Here is an 18,934-nt window from a genome sequence, read left to right as displayed (position 1 = left end):
GCGCCGCGCGTTGCTAACGGGTACGCGTGCCAGCGATGCGCCTCGCGCTCGCGCGCTGCTTGAAACACGGCCAGCGGTCATGTCGCGCACATCGACGCGCACGCCGCCGCATGCTTCATTTCCGCATTCGCGCCAGTGCATCCTGCGTGACCAGCACGACGCCGCTTTCAGTGCGATAGAACCGTTCGGCGTCGAGCGTCGGGTCTTCGCCGATCACGGTGCCGTCCGGGATTTCGCAGCCGCGGTCGACCACGACCATGCGCAGGCGGGAACTCGCGCCGACTGTCACCTGTGGCAACAAGACTGCCTCGGCAATGTTGCAGAACGACTTCACGACGACATTCGACGAGAGCACCGAGCGCGAAATCTGCGACCCCGTGATGACGCAGCCGCCGCAGACGATCAGGTTCGTGCCCGAGCCCTGAAGACCGTTCAGGTCGCGCACGAATTTCGCGGGCGGCAACTGCTCCTGGTAGGTCCAGATCGGCCACGTGCGGTCGTAGAGATCGAGTGTGGGTATCGTCGACGCGAGGTCGAGGTTCGCGGACCAGTAGGCGTCGATGGTGCCGACGTCGCGCCAGTACGGCTCGGTGGTGGCGTCCGAAGTGACGCACGAGAGGCTGAATGGATGCGCGATCGCGTGGCCTTCGGTGACCACACGCGGAATGATGTCCTTGCCGAAATCGTGATCGGTCGCCGATAGCGAGATGTTCTCTTCGAGCAGCTTGATGAGGTAGGGCGTCTCGAACACGTAGATGCCCATGCTGGCGAGCGCGATGTCGGGGCGGCCCGGCATCGCGGGCGGATCGTCGGGTTTTTCGACGAAACCGGTCACGCGACGCGATTCGTCGACGGCCATCACGCCAAACGCGCGCGCTTCGAGTCGCGGCACCTCGATGCAACCGACGGTACAGTCGGCGCCGCTGGCCGCATGGTCGGCAATCATGCGCGTGTAGTCCATCTTGTAGACGTGGTCGCCGGCCAGCACGACCACGTACTTCGGTGCGATGGAGCGGATGATGTCGAGGTTCTGGTAGACGGCGTCGGCGGTGCCGCGGTACCAGTGCGCGCCTTCGACGCGCTGCTGGGCGGGCCACAGGTCGAGGAACTCGTTGAACTCGCCGCGCAGGAAGCCCCAGCCGCGTTGCAGGTGGCGCAGCAGCGAATGGGCTTTGTACTGCGTGACGACGGCGATGCGCCGGATGCCCGAATTCAGGCAGTTCGACAGGGCGAAATCGATGATGCGGTATTTGCCGCCGAAGTAGACGGCCGGCTTGACGCGCTTGTTGGTGAGCGGGCCGAGCCGCGTGCCGCGTCCGCCCGCGAGCACGATTGCTAGCGTTGCGCGTTGCAGGTCGGTGCGGGTTGCCGGAGTGTCCATGGGCCTCTCCTGTGTCGACCCAAGTTAGCGCTTTAGCGCTTACTTGGGTCCCATGCAAAGCTGTCGACCCAAGTTAGCGCTTTTGTGCTTACCTGGGTCCCATGCAAAGCTGTCGACCCGAGTTAGCGCTTTCGTGCTTGCTCCGATCGCATGAAAGATGGTCGTTGTTCCACCTGATGCCCCCGGATAAGCCGGCGCGTTCGCGTTATGCCTGTCTGCGCCGCCAGCGTAGCTGTTCACCTGCAATATCTGTTCTAGCACCGAATGGCGCGCAGTGCGAATCGCGAGCACATGTCGGCGATCAGTTAGCGGCGCGCCGCGAACACTAGCGGCGGCGGGTGAACGCTCCGGAAGCCCTGGGGGCTAGAATCGCGTGCAGTGCGTGCGCGCCATCCGGCCATGCGGCACCATCTTGCGGCGACGTACGGCGGTCCTGCCGTCGCAGACCGGGGCCGCAGCTTGCCCGGTACAGCGCATCCTGCCACGTTCCCAACAGACCGATCCGACGACTGTCCAATTGACCCGCTCATGACCTTGATCCGCAAGTTTTCCGCCTTTGCCGCCGCGTGCTTTGCGGCTGCGTTCTGCCATGCCGCTCTGGCCGACGACGGTCCCGCCTATGGCCCCGAACTCGAGGGCTTTAGCTATCCGCATACGGTTCACGATTTCGCGTTCACGTCGCAGGGGCAGTCGCTGCATATGGCGTACATGGACGTGCAACCTGAGAAGCCCAATGGCCGTACAGTCGTGTTGCTGCACGGCAAGAATTTCTGCGCCGCCACCTGGGACGCGACAATCGACGAACTGACCCATGCCGGCTACCGTGTGATCGCGCCGGATCAGATCGGTTTCTGCAAATCGAGCAAGCCTGCCGCGTATCAGTTCAGCTTCCAGCAACTCGCGCGCAACACGCACGCGCTGCTTGTGTCGATCGGTGTCGAGCGCGCAACGATGATCGGACATTCGACGGGCGGCATGCTCGCGGTCCGCTATGCGTTGATGTATCCACAGGCGACGGAGCAGCTCGTGCTGGTGAATCCGATCGGCCTCGAGGACTGGAAGGCGTTGGGCGTGCCGTCCCTCTCCGTCGATGACTGGTACGCGCGCGAACTGAAAACGAGCGCGGATGGCATCCGCCGTTACGAGCAGGCCACGTACTACGCGGGACAGTGGCGAGCGTCGTATGAACCGTGGGTGCAGATGCTGGCGGGAATGAACCGGGGGCCGGGAAAGGCACAGGTGGCGTGGGACTCGGCGCTGCTCTACGACATGATCTATACGCAGCCGGTCGTTTATGAATTCGGCCAGCTGCAGATGCCGACGCTGCTGCTGATCGGTCAGAAGGACAACACCGCGATCGGTAAGGATGCTGCACCGCCCGAAGTGCGTGCGAAGATCGGCCATTACCCGGAACTCGGCAAGGCGGCCGCGAAAGCGATTCCGCACGCGACGCTGGTTGAATTCCCGGAGCTTGGGCACGCGCCGCAGATCCAGGATCCGCAGGCGTTTCATAAGGCGCTGATGGACTGGCTGGCAGCGGCGCCGACGAATCACTGAGCGTTCAAACGGGTTTCTGTCCCATTGTCGTATTTTCCGGGGAGGGCGCTTGCGGACCGGTTGAATCCACGGCCAGAAGCGGCCATTCCCCTCAACCCGCTTGTGAGCGTTCAAGCATCAGGATTGCCGTTGGACAGCGGATCGTGGGCTGCCAATGACCAGCTTCGATGACGAGTGAAGTCCATCGGAACGTCACTCTGATTGTCGCTCCGTCGGAGTTAAGGCAATCGCAGCGGACCATTGAGGGGAACGCAACAGTGGGCGTCGAAAGGTTGTCAGTTGCAACCGTGACTGTTCGCGCTCCGGTAACAGGTGGTTCCGCCCGGGCCGTGAACCACGCCTTTGCCGTTCATCGTCTCCGCCTGGACGCCCCGGTTGGTCTGAGTCGTCCGCACTCCATTCTGGTTCTTCTGGGACGTCCAGGCCGTACCCGTGTTCCGGTTATAGCCGCCGGCCGTCTGTCCGTTGCCGCAGGCCGTCACCCCACGGGCGTTCGTCGCACATTCTGCAAAGGCGTTCGCGGACAGCATTACGCATGCCAGTACTATCAAAGTCTTCATGAACATCCCCCGCCGAGGGCTGCGGCAGCCGAGGCATTTTCCGCGTCAATTGAATCCTGGCCCAAGGTGCTGGCCAGTATCACAAACTGGCTGCATCGGATATTAGTTTAGGTCTTTCGGGAGCGTTTTCCTCACTCAAGGTAGCGGCCAGTCCAGCGAATTCGACCTGCCGCCGATGGCAGCAGTGTCCACACCGATGGAACTCACCGCCCCGCGCCCAACTCCTCGCGCACTTCCGCAGTGATCTCGAACGAACGTAACCGCGCGGCGTGGTCGTAGATCTGCGCGGTGACGATCAGCTCGTCCGCGCTGGTCTGCTCGATGACCGAAGCGAGTCCCGCGCGCACGGTATCGCGCGTGCCCACCACCGAGCACGCGAGCGAGTGCGCGACACTCGCGAGTTCCATCTCAGTCGCCTCGATTTTTTCGACGGGTGGCTGCAGTTGCCCTGGCGTTCCGCGCCGCAGGTTGATGAACTGCTGCTGGAGCGACGTGAACAGGAAGCGGGCTTCATCGTCCGAATCGGCGGCGAACACATTGACGCCGACGATCGCATGAGGTTTCGCCAGCGTGGCCGACGGCCGGAACTGCGAGCGGTAGAGCCGCAGCGCCGTCAGCAGATGGTCCGGTGCGAAGTGCGAAGCGAACGCGAATGGCAGACCCATGGCCGCCGCCATCTGCGCGCCGAACAGGCTCGACCCGAGGATATAAAGCGGCACACCGAGTCCCGCGCCGGGCACCGCGCGCACGCGCTGGCCCTCCACTGGGGGTGCGAAATAGCGCTGGAGTTCGACGACGTCGTCGGGGAAGGCATCACCGCTCGACTGCAGGTCGCGTCGCAGCGCGCGCGCCGTGGTCTGATCGGTGCCGGGCGCGCGGCCGAGCCCGAGATCGATGCGCCCGGGGTACAGCGATTCGAGCGTGCCGAACTGCTCGGCGATCACGAGCGGCGAGTGGTTCGGCAGCATGATGCCGCCCGCGCCGACCCGGATCGTGCGCGTGCCGCCCGCGACGTAGCCGATCACGACCGAAGTCGCGGCGCTGGCGATACCGGCCATGTTGTGATGCTCGGCGAGCCAGTAGCGGCGGTAGCCCCAGCGTTCGGCGTGCTGGGCGAGGTCGAGCGTGTTGCGCAACGCGGCACCGGCGTCAGAGCCGGCAGGAATCGGCGAGAGATCGAGGACTGAGAACGGGATCATGGTGTTTCGTGTGTGGTGAGGCGCCAGCGAGGCGCCGGCCGGGTGGCCGCCTTGAGGCGACGCAAGCCGTGCGTGAGGTGCGGCCATTGTGCCCGAGGGGCCCGGTGCCTGCCGACGCCGTACCGGAGCCCATGACGACGGCATGGTTACGGTATGCGACGGGTTGTCGCGGTTGGCGAGTGGGAGTAGCTGAAATTCGAATGCGGCAACGTTTGCCGCGCAGTTTTGACGCGGATTCGTCAAATGGATATTTCAATTTATTTTCAATCGCATTTCAAAAAATCCGCTAAACGGAGGCGAAATGCCCGGAAGATGAAATATTTCCCGTAATTGCAACGGTGAGAAGCAGTTTTGCTGCGTGGCCTGAAGCGGGCCGGGGGGGTTGCTGATACAATTTTTTCCGCGTCGAACCGGGGCGCGAGCAGTCCGCATGTTACGGCATATTTCAGTTGCCACTTGATCAGTTAATCCGTCAAGTCCCGATGCATCCGCCAAGGCGCGTTTCTGCGGCCAGTTTCCGGTTGGGAACGCGCGTTGCTGCGCGATTGTGCGTGTGCTTTTTTCCGAAATTCAGGGTTGTGTAAATGGTACTAGGCGATTCGCCTGATCTGACCAGCGTGGGTGGCGTGAGCGGTGTGGGTATCGGAACCACAGGAACCACCGGAACCACCGGATCCGCTGCTGGGCAGAAGCGGGCCATGCGGATCGAACTGCCGGGGGGGCAGGCATGACGGTGCAGTTGCCATCGCTCTGGTGGTTTGCGATCGTGCTGTGCTGCGTGGTGACGCTCTACGCCGTCTTCGCCGCGTTGACGATGCCGCGCCACGGCTCCGCGGCCCAGGTGCGCGCGGCGGCGCGCCGTGCACGCTCGCGCAAGCCCCTGCCCGTGAGCGTGCTCAAGCCTTTATGTGGGGCCGAGCCGCGTCTCTACGAAAATCTCGCGACCTTCTGCGAACAGAACCACCCGCGTTTTCAGCTGCTATTCGGCGTCTCGTCGCCCACCGATCCAGCCATCGCCGTCGTGCGCCAGTTGCAGGCCGCCTATCCCGGCCACGACATCGAACTCGTCATCGACGCGCGCGTCTACGGCAGTAACCTCAAGGTCAGCAATCTGATCAACCTGGCGTCGCGTGCGCGCTACGACGCGCTGATCGTCGCCGACAGCGATATTGCCGTCGAGCCCGACTACCTCGACATCGTCACGGCGCCGCTCGCCGATTCTTCGGTCGGCGTGGTCACCTGTCTCTATTACGCACGCAGTGTCGGCGGCTTTTGGCCGCGCGTCGGCGCGCTTTTCATCAACGAGTGGTTCGCACCCTCGGTGCGCGTCGCGCATAGCACGGGCTCGCGCGCGTTCGGCTTCGGTGCGACGCTCGCGCTTTCGCGTGCGACGCTTGAGCGCATCGGCGGATTCGCGTCGCTCAAGGACTGCCTCGCCGACGATTATCTGCTCGCCCGCTTCGCGCGCGACCATGGCCTTGCGACAGTGCTCGCGCCCGTCGTCGTCGCCACCGACGTCATCGAGCCGACCTTTGGCTCGTTGTGGCTGCGCGAGACGCGCTGGATGCGTACGATCCGCTCGGTGAATCCGGCGGGCTTCGCCTCGCTCTTTATTACGTTTACGTCGCCGTGGATTGTGCTCGGCGCGGTGCTTGCGCTCGCGCTGGCCTCGGGCGGCTCATCCGCGTTCGCGGGCGCCGGTACCAATTCTGCCGCCATGGCTGCGCTCGGTTTCAGCACGATAGGGGGTATCATCGCGCGTTCGGTGCTGCACGCACGAAGCAGCGCCAACTGGCGCACGTTCTGGCGCGATTTGCCGCTCGTCCCGTTGCGCGACACGTTGCTCATGCTGCAATGGCTCGCTGCCGGGTTCGGCTCGCATGTGGTCTGGCGGGGCGTGCGGGTGCCGGTGGCGAATGCCGGCGTCGCGGCGTCGGGGCAGCGTCCGGCTGTCGAGGTGTCGGACGGCCGTTGATCTTCAGGTTTCTCGCGCGTGCCGCAAGGGCGGCGCGCGTCGCGTTTAATTTATATATTTTCACTTTTTTGCCCGATACAACCCGGGTTGCCGGAGCTTTCATCGCATGAAAACGCTGTTTTTGCAGGCCCCGTCCTATGACGGCTTCGACGGTGGCGCAGGTTCGCGCTATCAGGCGAAGCGCGAGATCCGTTCGTTCTGGTATCCGACGTGGCTTGCGCAGCCCGCGGCGCTCGTGCCGGACAGCCGCGTGATCGACGCGCCGGCCGATGGCCTGTCCGTCGATGAGACCCTCAAGATCGCCGACGACTTCGATCTAGTGATCATCCACACGAGCACGCCGTCGTTCCCGACCGATGCGCTCTTCGCGCAGGATCTCAAGAAGCGCAAGCCGTCGATTCTCGTCGGCATGGTGGGCGCAAAGGTCGCAGTCGATGCACACAACTCGCTCGCCGCGACCGAGGCGATCGACTTCGTCTGCCGCGAAGAATTCGACTACACCTGCAAGGAAGTGGCCGAAGGCAAGCCGTTCTCCGAAATCAAGGGCCTGAGCTGGCGCGCGAAGGACGGCTCGATCGAGCACAACGTAGATCGTCCGATGATCGAGAACATGGACGAACTGCCGTTCGTCGCTCCGATCTACAAGCGCGATCTGAAGATCGAGAACTATTTCATCGGCTACCTGAACTACCCGTACGTGTCGATCTACACGGGTCGCGGCTGCAAGTCGCGCTGCACGTTCTGCCTGTGGCCGCAGACGGTGGGCGGCCATCGCTACCGCACGCGCTCTGTTGCGAGCGTGATCGAAGAAGTGAAGTGGATTCGCGACAACATGCCTGAAGTCAAGGAGATCATGTTCGACGACGACACCTTCACCGACGATCTGCCGCGCGTCCAGGAAATCGCACGCGGTCTCGGCAAGCTCGGCGTGACGTGGTCGTGCAATGCGAAGGCCAACGTGCCGTACGAGACGCTCAAGGTCATGAAGGAAAACGGCCTGCGCCTGTTGCTGGTCGGCTTCGAGTCGGGCGACGACCAGATCCTCGTGAACATCAAGAAGGGTGTGCGCACGGACTTCGCGCGCCGCTTCAGCGCGGACTGCAAGAAGCTCGGCATCAAGGTTCACGGCACCTTCATTCTCGGTCTGCCGGGCGAGACGCAGGAAACCATCAAGAAGACGATCGAGTACGCGAAGGAAATCAATCCGCACACGATCCAGGTGTCGCTGGCCGCGCCGTATCCGGGCACGGTGCTCTACAAGCAGGCCGTCGATAACGGCTGGCTCGAAGAGAACAAGGTCATCAACCTCGTGTCCCGCGAAGGCGTGCAGCTCGCCGCGATCGGCTATAAGCACCTTACGCGCGACGAGATCTATCACAACCTCGAGAAGTTCTATCGCGAGTTCTACTTCCGGCCCTCGAAGATCTGGGAAATCGTGCGCGAAATGCTCACGAGCTGGGACATGATGAAGCGCCGCCTGCGCGAGGGCGTGGAGTTCTTCCGCTTCCTGCGCGCTCACGAGGCGTGATGGTTGGGCCGTCTCGCCGCAGTGGGCAGCTCAGTGGGCCGCACCAGCGCGCGCTGATCTTCACCGCCGACGACTTTGGCCTGCACGAGCGGGTCAACGCGGCGGTCGAGCGCGGGCATCGCGAGGGCGTGCTCGATGCGGCGAGTCTGATGGTGGCGGCCCCCGCGGCCGCCGATGCCGTAGAGCGCGCGCGGCGTCTGCCGGGCTTGCGCGTGGGTCTGCATCTCGTGCTGGCGGACGGTGCGTCGATGCTGCCGCGCGCGCAAATTCCGGCGCTCGTCGACGAAAACGGCCGCTTCGGCGAGAACATGGCGCTCGACGGCGTGCGCTTCTTCTTTCTGCCGCACGTGCGCGCGCAACTCGCGAAGGAGATCCGCGCGCAGTTCGAGGCGTTTGCTGCGACCGGGCTCGCGCTCGATCACGTCAACACGCACAAGCATTTCCATCTGCATCCCACCGTGCTTTCGCTGATCCTCGAGATCGGCCGCGAGTTCGGGCTGCGTGCGATGCGCCTGCCGCTGGAAGCGGGTGCGCCGCTTGCGCTCAAGCCCTGGCTTCATCTCGTGCGCACGCGGCTCGCGCGCGCGGGCATCGCGCACAACGACTTCGTCGTGGGCATGGCCAAAACCGGCGCGATGGACGAGGCCGTGCTGCTTTCGGCAATCGCGAATCTGCCGGCGCAGGGCGTCGGCGAGATCTATTGCCATCCCGCCGTTGCGGGCGAGGGCGCCATTACACCGTCGATGCAAACCTACCGTCACGCCGACGAACTCGACGCGCTCGTCTCGCCGCGCGTTGCGGCGGCGCTCGCGGCGGCCGGTGTACGCCATGGCGGTTTCACCGATGTGTTTTTCGGCGATCCGGGCCAATCCGGCGCATCCGCGCTGACGCAAGGGGCAGGCGCGTGATGAAGTGGGTCCAATGGCTCGGCTTGCCGGTCGGGATTGCGATCCTGATTGCGCTCGTCGTCCACAACGGCGCGCATGACGTCATCCGCATCATCGGCATGGCGGGTCCGGCGCTGCTCTGGCTCATCCCGTTCCATGTGCTGCCGCTGCTGCTCGACGCGCAGGGCTGGCGCCTGTTGCTCGCGAAGCGCCTGCCGATCGGCTTCCTTTTGTGGATCGCCGCCATACGCGAGGCCGTCAACCGGCTTCTGCCCGTGGTGGGCGTGGGCGGGGAAATCGTCGGCATCCGGCTCGCGCGCTGGCGCATGCGCGAGGGCAGTTTCGTCACGGCGACGGTGATCGTCGAAGTGATGATCACGATCGCCGTGCAGTACGCGTTCTCGGCGCTCGGCCTCGTGCTGATCGTCGCCGCGACCGGCGATGGCAGCTCGATGCGCACCATCACCACGATCGGGCTCGCGCTCCTGCTCTCGGCACCGATGCCGATTATCGCGGTGGTGCTTCTGCGGCGCGGCGGCATCTTTCACGCGATCGAACGCTGGGCGGGGCGCATGTTCGGTGGTGAGCATCCTCTCGTGTCCGGCATCGACGGCCATCAGCTCGACCGGGACATCGACGCGCTGATGTCGCGCACCGGCCTCATGTTCCGTACCTTCTGCTGGCAACTGGCGGGCTACATGGTCGGCGCGTTCGAGACCTGGCTGGCGCTGCGCCTGCTCGGTTTCCAGGTGTCGATCGAGGGTGCGCTCGCCATCGAGGCACTGACCCAGGCCGTGCGCCACGCGGCGTTCATGGTGCCTGCGGGCCTCGGCATCCAGGAGGCGGCCGTGGTGCTGCTCGCGCAGCTTTTCGGCGTGGGACACGAAGTGGCGCTGTCGCTTGCACTCGTCAAACGGATGCGTGAAGTCGTCTTCGGCTGTCTCGCGCTCGTTTCCTGGCAAGGCGCCGAAATTTTGCGTACGCGTCGCAATCTGCTCACTGGCAGCACGCTTGCGCGTGATGGTCAAGCCGTTGCACCCGATACCGTTCCGTCCAGGCAACACGAAGAAGTGCAGTAAGCGGTACATTGCAGGCAGGGAGCGCGCGCGGCGCTGCGGGGCCGACGCCCCGCCTGCGGTGTGCCGTCGTGGTGCGCATCGGCATTTGTTTGTGTGAGTGCGGTTGCTGAACCATGAAACTCAAATTACATCCGACGCGGTTTTTCGTCGTCGTCATCGCCATGCTGGCGGCGGTCGCGCTCGGCGGCTGCGAGGACCGCCAGATCGACTCCATGTGGCAGACACTCAAGGCCTTCTTCGACTCCGTTAAACCCGACGTGCTTTTGCTCAAGGGCCTGACGCCGGGCGTGTCCACACTCGACGACGTGCGCAGGCAGATGGGCAAGCCTGAAACCGAGCGCGTTTTCGACGACTTCTCGCGCCGCCTCGAATATCCGCGTGGCCCCGAGGGCCTCAACACCTACATGGTGGACATCGGGCCGAACGGGCGGCTCGTTGCGATCACCCAGGTACTCGTCGCTGAAAACTTCGCGAAGATCCGCATCGGCATGAGCCAGGACGAGGTGCGCCAGATGCTCGGCAAGCCCGGTCAGGTGGCCGCGTTCCGGCTCAAGAAGGAGACGGTGTGGAGCTGGAAGTGGCGCGAAGGCGGGGTCGAGCAGGAGGCATTTTTCAACGTGCATTTCGGACCGGACGGCCGGGTCACTACGACTTCGCGTTCGGACGTGATCCGTGGGCACTGACACGCGGGGGAAAAGCATGATGAACCGGCGGCGCAACCGGCGCATTGGCCTCGTACTCGGCGGGGGAGCCGCGCGCGGCTGGGCGCACATCGGGGCGATCCGCGCGCTCGAAGAGGCCGGGATCAAGCCCGATGTCATATGCGGTACGTCGATCGGCGCGCTCGTCGGCGCTGTCTATGCGAACGGGGACCTCGACTGGCTTGAAGAGTGGGTCGGCCATCTCACGTGGCAGACGGTCGTGCGGCTGCTCGACGTGCGTCTCTCGGGCGGGCTGCTGGGCGGCCGCAAGGTCTTCGACGTGTTCGCGAATCAGTTCAACGGGCGCGGCATCGACGAGTTGCAGCTCCCGTTTGCGGCTGTCGCGACCGAACTCGACACGGGCCGCGAAGTCTGGCTGCGCGACGGCGGCGTGGTGGATGCGGTACGCGCGTCGATCGCGATTCCGGGTCTTTTCACGCCGATCTGGCACGACGGTGTGTGGCTCGTGGATGGCGGGCTCAGCAATCCGGTTCCCGTATCGACCGCACGGGCCATGCGTGCCGATTGTGTGATTGCTGTCGATCTCAATCACGACATCCTGAACGGTCGCGACCTCGGCGGCGCGATCGACACCGTGCTGCGCGAGGCGCCAGAAGAGGACGAACCGGCGGTGAGCGATGAACCGCACGTGCTGCTGCGCCGCAACGGCAAGCGCTTTCCTCGCTGGCTCCAGCCCTCGGGACGCGGCGCGACGAACGGCGCCGACGTGCGCGTCGCTCCGCCGCCTAGTGCACGCGTGCCGTCGTTGCTTAGTTCGGTCGCGCAAAGCATCGACATCATGCAGGTGCGGATCACGCGCAGCCGTCTTGCGGGCGAACCCGCCGACGTGCTGATCCAGCCGCGCCTCGGCGGCATGGGTCTGTTCGACTTTCATCGCGCCGGGCCTGCCATCGCGGAAGGACGCGCGGCCGTGCAGTACATGCTGCCCGCAATACGCGCGCAACTCGGGATCGAATAACGCGGGTACAGGATGCGGCGCTGTGGCATGCCGAGCCGGGCGCACCTGTGGCACTCGCCCGCCAGGCGGTACGGTACAGTGACGGCTGGAAATCCAGAGGAGACGATCGTGTCCGATACGACCCCGACCCGGACCGCGACCCCGTCCGCGTCGCAAGGCAATTCGAGCAAGCTGGTGGCACGCGACATCCACAAGTGCTATGGCGATAACGAAGTCCTCAAGGGCGTCTCGCTCGATGCGAAAAAGGGCGACGTGATCAGCATCATCGGTGCCAGTGGTTCGGGCAAAAGCACGTTCCTGCGTTGCATCAATTTCCTCGAAAGGCCGAATGCGGGCGAGATCATCGTGGACGGCGAGACCGTGCGCACGAAGGTGGATCGCCACGGCGCCCTCGACGTCGCCGACCACAAGCAGCTCCAGCGCATTCGCACGAAGCTTGCGATGGTGTTCCAGCACTTCAATCTCTGGTCGCACATGAATGTGATCGAGAACGTGATCGAGGCGCCCGTGCACGTTCTTGGCGTGCCGCGACGCGAGGCTGAAGACCGCGCGCGCGAATATCTGGAGAAGGTGGGGCTCGCGCCGCGCGTGGAGAAGCAGTATCCGTCGCATCTATCGGGCGGCCAGCAGCAGCGTGTGGCGATTGCGCGCGCGCTCGCGATGCACCCCGACGTGATGCTGTTCGACGAACCGACCTCGGCGCTCGACCCCGAACTCGTGGGTGAAGTCCTGAAAGTCATGCAGAAGCTCGCGGAGGAGGGCCGCACGATGATCGTGGTGACGCACGAGATGGGCTTCGCGCGTAACGTGTCGAATCACGTGATGTTCCTGCATCAGGGCCGCACCGAAGAAGAGGGCTCGCCCGCGGACGTGCTCGTCAATCCGGTGAGCGAGCGGCTGCGACAGTTCCTTTCCGGCAGCCTCAAGTGAGGGTGCAGCCGTCGCGCCAGAAGCCTGCACGCCCTCGATGACCCGCTCCGTCAATTCCTCCAGTTCTTCCAGTTCGCCGGTACCCGATGGTGCGCCGCAGACGGCTGCATCCAGCGCTCGCGTGCGTGCGGGCGGTACGACACAGGTCGCAATCGTCGCGCTGCCGCCCGTGTCGATGTCTGGCGTCGGGCCCATCGTCGACGCGCTCAATCTCGCCAATGAGATCGACGGTCGCGCGCTTTACCGCTGGCAGGTGGTGTCGTGGAACGGGCGTACGGTGCCGCTATCGGGCGGTGCCCAATGGCCGGCCGATGCCACGTTCGACGACACGCTCGCGTGCGACTGGCTGATCGTCGTTACCGAGCGCTTCCAGCCGTTTGCCGAGCATCGCGCCTTTCTCGCCGGCCTCGCGCGCGTGGGCCAGCGCACGCCGCTCGTCATGGGCATCCATCACGGCATCTGGTGGCTCGCGATGGCGGGTCAGTTGCAGGGCTATCGCGTCGCGGCGAACTGGGAGACGTATCAGCAGTTCGCCGAGCAGTTCGAGCAGACCATCGTCACGCAGCACATCTACGAGATCGACCGCGATCGCGCGACCTGCGCCGGGGGCCAGGCGACGCTCGACTTCATGCTCGCCATGATCGGCCGCGACCACGGCCCCGAACTCGCCGAGCGTATCGCCGACGTACTCGGCGCGAGCACGCTGAAGAGCGGCGACGAGCGCCAGCGCATTCCATTCGTGACCGCGCCGGGCGAGCGCCATCCGCGCCTGAACGACGCGCTGAAGCTGATGGAGGCGAACATCGAGGATCCGCTCACCACCGACGACATCGCGGCGCTCGTCGGCATCTCGCGGCGGCAGCTGGAGCGGCTCTTCAAACAGTATCTCGGCGCGGTGCCGTCGAAGTACTACCTTGGACTGCGTTTGTCGAAAGCGCGGTCGCAACTGCAACGCACGAGCAAGTCGGTGGTGCAGATCAGCCTCGCGTGCGGGTTTTCGTCGGCGGCGCATTTTTCGAACGCGTATCGCGAGCGCTTCGGCGTGACGCCGCGCGAGGACCGTCGCAACTGGATCGAACGCCAGCATGGCGCTTTGGAGTCCGGCTCGCGCGAAGGGGCGCTTATGGAGCCGCCTGAGCGCCAGTAAGCGCGAATGAGCGCGTCGGCCTGCGCCGCGCACAGGCAGACCACGAAAGAACGTGTCGCGCATGCGCAAGACGTTTGTCGCACGGTTGCCTACACTGCTCCTGTCATCGACGCGCAGGGCGAGAGCCCAGTGCACACCGCCCGCATTCAGAGCCTGAGAGGATCCGTCATGAACGACCAGCATGTGACCCGCAAGACTTTCGACGAAGTGATGGTGCCGTGTTTTTCCCCGGCGCCGTTCGTGCCCGTTCGTGGCCTCGGGTCGCGCGTGTGGGATAGCGAGGGCCGCGATTACATCGATTTTGCGGGCGGCATTGCCGTGACGGCGCTCGGCCATGCGCACCCTGAATTGCTGCGCGTGCTGAACGAGCAGGGCGGCAAGCTCTGGCACATCGGCAACGGCTACACGAATGAGCCCGTGCTGCGCCTTGCGCAGAAACTCGAAGCGCTCACGTTTGCCAACCGCGCGTTTTTCGCGAACTCGGGCGCCGAGGCTAACGAGGCCGCGCTCAAGCTCGCGCGCCGCGCCGCGTTCGAGCGTTTTGGCGAAGACAAGTTTGAAATCGTCTCGTTCGAGCAGTCGTTCCATGGCCGCACCTTCTTTACGGTGAGCGTGGGCGGGCAGCCAAAATATTTCGAGGGATTCGGGCCCGTGCCGGCCGGTATCCGCCATCTTCCGTACAACGACATCGAGGCCGCGCGCGCCGCGATCGGCGCGAAGACCTGCGCGGTGATCGTCGAGCCGGTGCAGGGCGAGGGCGGCGTGATCCCCGCCGATCCGGCTTTCCTGCGTGCACTGCGCGAGGCCTGCGATGCGCACGGCGCGCTGCTGATCTTCGACGAAGTGCAGACCGGTGTCGGACGAACGGGCCACTTCTACGCGTATCAGGATACCGGCGTGACGCCCGATATCCTCACGAGCGCGAAGTCGCTCGGCAATGGTTTCCCGATCGGCGTGATGCTGACGACCGAGCCCATCGCCGCGCACTTCCAGCCGGGCGTGCACGGCACGACTTACGGCGGCAATCCGCTGGCGGCGGCGATCGCGGGCAAGGTGGTCGATCTCGTGAGCGATCCGGCGGTGCTCGCGGGTGTGCGCGAACGAGGCGAGCGGATTCGCGCGAAGCTCGGCGAACTGCACGAGCGCTTCGACGTGTTTAACGAGGTGCGCGGCAAGGGCCTCCTGATCGGCGCGGAATTGACGTCGCGTCATGCGGGCCGCGCCAAGGACTTCCTGGCGGCAGCCGCGAATCGCGGCGTGATGATGCTGATCGCGGGTCCGGACGTATTGCGATTCGCGCCGTCGCTCATCATTCCGGAAGCGGATCTGGCCGAAGGCCTCGCGCGTCTCGAACAGGCGTTTGAAGACGTTCTCGGCCGTTGAGCGAGCAGCGCGTGTTGTTTTGACCGACAGAACCAACAGGACCGACGATGCTCTTCGTTCGCCCCGCCCGACTGGCCGATCTCGATGCCATCGCCCATATGGCGCGCACCGCGCAGCCTGTGTTGCATTCGCTCCCGCACGACCGCGCGGCGCTCGAGGCGCGCATCGCGCTCTCCGAGGACTCGTTTCGCGCCGAAGTCGATTTTCCCGGCGAGGAGTTCTATCTCTTCGTGCTCGAGGATTCGTCTACGGGGCGGCTCGTTGGCACGTCGAGTCTCGTCGCGTCGGCGGGTTACGCCGAGCCGTTCTACGCATTCCGCAATGACGCGTTGATTCACGCATCGCGCGAACTGCACGTGAACCGCAAGATTCACGCACTGCAGATGTCGCATGAGTTGACGGGCAAAAGCCGTCTCGCGGGCTTCTATATCGACCCGTCGTTGCGTGGCGATGCCGCCGCGCACCTGATCTCGCGCGCACGCATGATGTACGTGGCGATGAATCGCCGGCGCTTTACGTCCGAGGTGTTCACGCTGTTGCTGGGCGTCACCGACGAAGCGGGCGTCTCGCCGTTCTGGGAGGCCGTGGGGCGCAAGTTCTTCGGGCGCGATTTCAAGGACATCGAAATGGCTTCGGGCGGGCGCAGCCGCACCTTTATCGCCGAAGTGATGCCCGCGTATCCGATTTACGTGCCGCTGCTGCCTGAAGCCGCGCAGCGCGTGCTCGGCGAGCCCGATGCGAGTGCGCTGCTCGCCTACGAGATCCATCTGGAAGAGGGCTTCGAACCGGACCGTTACGTCGATATCTTCGACGCGGGTCCAGTGCTGACCGCGCAGGTCGATCGCACGACATCCGTGATGGAAAACGAGAGCCGCACGGTGCGCGAGGCGGCGAGCGCGGCGCCGGGTGCGTCGTACATGGTCGCAAGCCAGCGCGACGGCGAGTTCCGCTGTGTCCTCGCGGCGCAAGCGCCGCGACCGGAGCAGCACAGGGCGCGCGCCGACGCCCCGCTCGACGCGAACGCACGCGCTGCGCTCGACGTGCAGGATGGCGACCTCGTGCGCGTCGCACCGCTATGGCGCGAGACGCCGGAAAAGGAAGATCAATCGATGGGAGACGGACAATGATCGTGGTTCGCGTCGTGCAGACGGGCGATATCGACGCGCTCGTCGCGCTCGCCGAGGAAACGGGTCCCGGCCTTACCACGTTCAAGCCGGACCGCGACGCGCTGATGGCGCGCGTCGAGCGTACGAGGCGCACGCTGGCGGGACATGCCGCGCCGCACGAAGCAGGCTACTTCTTCGTGATGGAAGACACGTCGACGGGTGACGTGGCGGGCGTCTGCGGCATCGAAACGGCGGTGGGCCTGCAGCAGCCATTCTACAACTATCGCGTGAGCACGGTGGTGCACGCGAGCCAGGATCTCGGCATCTGGACGCGCATGCGCGCGCTGAACATCTCGCACGACCTCACGGGTTATGCGGAGGTGTGCTCGCTGTTTCTCTCGCCGCGTCACCGCACGAGCGGCATCGGGGGATTGCTGTCGCGCTCGCGCTTCATGTTCATCGCGCAGTTCCGGGACCGCTTCCCCGAGCGAATCTGTGCGGAACTGCGCGGCCATTTCGACGAAAGCGGTACGTCTCCATTCTGGCGTGCAGTCGGTTCGCATTTCTACCAGATCGATTTCAACGCCGCCGATTACCTCAGTTCGCACGGTCGCAAGGCCTTCCTCGCGGAACTGATGCCGCGCCACCCCGTGTACGTCGAGCTGCTGCCCGACGAGGCGCAGGCGTGCGTGGGTCTCACACATGCCGACACGATTCCCGCTCGGCGGATGCTCGAAGCGGAAGGTCTGCGCTACGAGAACCACGTGGATATCTTCGACGCGGGTCCGGTGCTCGAATGCCATATCGCCGACTTGCGCACCGTGCGCGAGAGCAAGGTCGTGCCGGTCGAGATCGGTGAACGCGACGCACACGATGGCGAGCGGTCGCTCGTATCGAACACATCGCTTTCCGACTTCCGCGTGGGGTTCGCCGCGGGCGTCGTGCACGACGGCGTATTTACGCTGACTGCGCGGGAAGCGTTGGCGCTGAACGTCGCGGCGGGCGACGAGGTGCGCGTGCTCGGCGCCGCACAAAAGCATTAACGGGGATCCCCATGAACGAACTTTTCATCGATGGGCAATGGTGTGCGGCCTCGGGCCTCGCGTTTGCCTCGCACAACCCCGGCACCGGCGCGAAGGTATGGAGTGGCAACGCTGCAACGGCTGACGACGTCGATCGCGCCGTGAAGGCCGCGCGCCGCGCGTTCGGCGACTGGTCGCTGACACCGTTCGAGACGCGCTGCGAGATCGTCAAGCGCTTTGCGGCGCTCGTCACGGAGCGCAAGGAGGAACTCGCGCACGCGATCGGGCGCGAGACCGGCAAGCCGCTCTGGGAGGCGCGTACCGAAGCGGCATCGATGGCCGCGAAGGTCGCGATCTCGATCGCAGCCTACGGCGAGCGCACGGGCGAAAAACGCACGCCGATGGCCGACGGCGTGGCTGTGCTGCGCCATCGTCCGCATGGCGTCGTCGCCGTGTTCGGGCCGTATAACTTTCCGGGCCACCTGCCGAACGGGCATATCGTGCCCGCGCTGATTGCCGGTAACGCCGTGGTGTTCAAACCGTCCGAGTTCGCGCCCGACGTTGCGCGCGTGACCGTGGAAATCTGGCGCGAAGCGGGATTGCCTGCCGGCGCGCTGAACCTTTTGCAGGGCGAACGCGAGACGGGCATTGCGCTCGCGAATCATCGGCAGATCGATGGTCTGTTCTTCACGGGCAGTTCGGACACGGGCACGCTGCTGCACCGGCAGTTTGGCGGGCGTCCCGAGATCGTGCTCGCGCTCGAGATGGGCGGCAACAATCCGCTCGTGGTCGCGCCTGTCGAGGATATCGATGCCGCCGTGCATCACACGATCCAGTCGGCGTTTCTTTCGGCAGGGCAGCGCTGTACGTGCGCACGCCGCATCCTCGTGCCGGCCGGCGAGTTCGGCGACCGTTTCCTCGCGCGCTTCGTCGAGGTTAGCGAGCGCATCACGGTGGGCGAATACGACGCCGATCCGCAGCCGTTCATGGGAGCGGTGATTTCGGCACGCGCGGCGGCGAAGCTCGTTGCCGCGCAATCGATGCTGCTGGAGCGTGGCGCACGCGCGTTGCTACCGATGACGCAGCGCGACGCGTCGCTTGGCATTGCGAGCCCCGCGATTCTCGACGTGACCGGCGTGGCGGACTTGCCCGACGAAGAACACTTCGGCCCGCTCGCGCAGGTCGTGCGCTACGCGAGCTTCGCCGATGCGATCGCACAAGCCAACGACACGGCATTCGGCCTCTCGGCGGGTCTCCTTGCCGACGACGATGCGCTCTGGCAGCGATTCTCCCGCGAGATCCGCGCGGGCATCGTGAACTGGAACCGCCCGACCAACGGTGCGTCGAGCGGCGCGCCGTTCGGCGGCACGGGGCGCTCGGGCAATAATCGACCGAGCGCGTACTACGCAGCCGACTACTGCGCTTACCCGATGGCCTCGGTGGAAAGCGCGCAATTGCAGATGCCCGCGAATGTTTCGCCGGGCCTTCACTTCTGAGGAT

15 protein-coding genes are annotated in these 18,934 nt (G+C 64.9%); 13 read left to right on the top strand and 2 right to left on the bottom strand.

Annotation, left to right across the window (positions count from 1 at the left end):
- Positions 1–115: 115 nt before the first annotated feature.
- A complete protein-coding gene (gene glgC, locus L0U80_RS09135) occupies positions 116–1,381 on the bottom strand; it encodes a glucose-1-phosphate adenylyltransferase (protein WP_233863623.1) in 1,266 nt (421 codons plus the stop codon).
- Between the two features lie 528 nt (positions 1,382–1,909).
- On the opposite strand from glgC, the gene L0U80_RS09130 reads away from it, so the two are divergent.
- A complete protein-coding gene (locus L0U80_RS09130; RefSeq protein WP_233863622.1) occupies positions 1,910–2,938 on the top strand; it encodes an alpha/beta fold hydrolase in 1,029 nt (342 codons plus the stop codon).
- A 763-nt stretch (positions 2,939–3,701) separates the two neighbouring features.
- Here the strand turns inward: L0U80_RS09130 and L0U80_RS09125 are convergent.
- Positions 3,702–4,697 carry an LLM class flavin-dependent oxidoreductase gene (locus tag L0U80_RS09125; RefSeq protein WP_233863621.1) on the bottom strand — a complete coding sequence of 332 codons (996 nt, stop codon included), beginning with the start codon at positions 4,695–4,697 and terminating at the stop codon, positions 3,702–3,704.
- Between the two features lie 727 nt (positions 4,698–5,424).
- Here L0U80_RS09125 and hpnI point away from each other — a divergent pair.
- The 12 genes from hpnI to astD all read left to right on the top strand — a co-directional run bounded on the left by hpnI (position 5,425) and on the right by astD (position 18,930).
- The gene (gene hpnI, locus L0U80_RS09120) at positions 5,425–6,672 is read left to right on the top strand and encodes a bacteriohopanetetrol glucosamine biosynthesis glycosyltransferase HpnI (RefSeq protein WP_233863620.1); all 1,248 of its coding nucleotides are present in this window, start codon (positions 5,425–5,427) and stop codon (positions 6,670–6,672) included.
- A 106-nt stretch (positions 6,673–6,778) separates the two neighbouring features.
- A complete protein-coding gene (hpnJ, locus tag L0U80_RS09115; protein WP_233863619.1) occupies positions 6,779–8,200 on the top strand; it encodes a hopanoid biosynthesis associated radical SAM protein HpnJ in 1,422 nt (473 codons plus the stop codon).
- On the top strand, positions 8,200–9,108 hold the full coding sequence (gene hpnK / locus L0U80_RS09110) for a hopanoid biosynthesis-associated protein HpnK (RefSeq protein WP_233863618.1): 909 nt from the start codon (positions 8,200–8,202) through the stop codon (positions 9,106–9,108). The genes hpnJ and hpnK overlap by 1 nt, the downstream gene beginning before the upstream one ends.
- Complete coding sequence (locus L0U80_RS09105) at positions 9,105–10,166, top strand: lysylphosphatidylglycerol synthase domain-containing protein (protein WP_233863617.1); 1,062 nt, start codon at positions 9,105–9,107, stop codon at positions 10,164–10,166. Before hpnK ends, L0U80_RS09105 begins: the two co-directional genes overlap by 4 nt.
- Positions 10,167–10,279: 113 nt before the next feature.
- Positions 10,280–10,849, top strand: coding sequence for an outer membrane protein assembly factor BamE domain-containing protein (gene bamE, locus L0U80_RS09100; protein WP_233863616.1), 570 nt, complete (start codon positions 10,280–10,282; stop codon positions 10,847–10,849).
- A 16-nt stretch (positions 10,850–10,865) separates the two neighbouring features.
- Entirely contained in the window at positions 10,866–11,846 is a 981-nt protein-coding gene (locus tag L0U80_RS09095; protein WP_233863615.1) for a patatin-like phospholipase family protein, read from the top strand.
- A 108-nt stretch (positions 11,847–11,954) separates the two neighbouring features.
- Entirely contained in the window at positions 11,955–12,776 is an 822-nt protein-coding gene (locus L0U80_RS09090) for an ABC transporter ATP-binding protein (protein ID WP_373322129.1), read from the top strand.
- A 175-nt stretch (positions 12,777–12,951) separates the two neighbouring features.
- On the top strand, positions 12,952–13,923 hold the full coding sequence (locus L0U80_RS09085; protein ID WP_233865798.1) for a GlxA family transcriptional regulator: 972 nt from the start codon (positions 12,952–12,954) through the stop codon (positions 13,921–13,923).
- A gap of 168 nt (positions 13,924–14,091) precedes the next feature.
- Positions 14,092–15,306: an aspartate aminotransferase family protein gene (locus L0U80_RS09080; protein ID WP_233863614.1), complete on the top strand. Its 1,215-nt coding sequence runs from the start codon at positions 14,092–14,094 to the stop codon at positions 15,304–15,306.
- A 47-nt stretch (positions 15,307–15,353) separates the two neighbouring features.
- Positions 15,354–16,433 carry an arginine/ornithine succinyltransferase subunit alpha gene (aruF, locus tag L0U80_RS09075; protein ID WP_233863613.1) on the top strand — a complete coding sequence of 360 codons (1,080 nt, stop codon included), beginning with the start codon at positions 15,354–15,356 and terminating at the stop codon, positions 16,431–16,433.
- Positions 16,430–17,455 carry an arginine N-succinyltransferase gene (gene astA / locus L0U80_RS09070; protein ID WP_233863612.1) on the top strand — a complete coding sequence of 342 codons (1,026 nt, stop codon included), beginning with the start codon at positions 16,430–16,432 and terminating at the stop codon, positions 17,453–17,455. The genes aruF and astA overlap by 4 nt, the downstream gene beginning before the upstream one ends.
- 11 nt (positions 17,456–17,466) lie before the next feature.
- Complete coding sequence (gene astD, locus L0U80_RS09065; protein WP_233863611.1) at positions 17,467–18,930, top strand: succinylglutamate-semialdehyde dehydrogenase; 1,464 nt, start codon at positions 17,467–17,469, stop codon at positions 18,928–18,930.
- Positions 18,931–18,934: the final 4 nt, after the last annotated feature.

The sequence above is a fragment of the Paraburkholderia adhaesiva genome (assembly GCF_021390575.1).
GTDB classification, from domain to species: Bacteria; Pseudomonadota; Gammaproteobacteria; order Burkholderiales; family Burkholderiaceae; genus Paraburkholderia; species Paraburkholderia adhaesiva.
The sequence above is the reverse complement of the archived record's forward strand: the minus strand, read 5'-3'. Positions and strand labels throughout refer to the sequence as shown.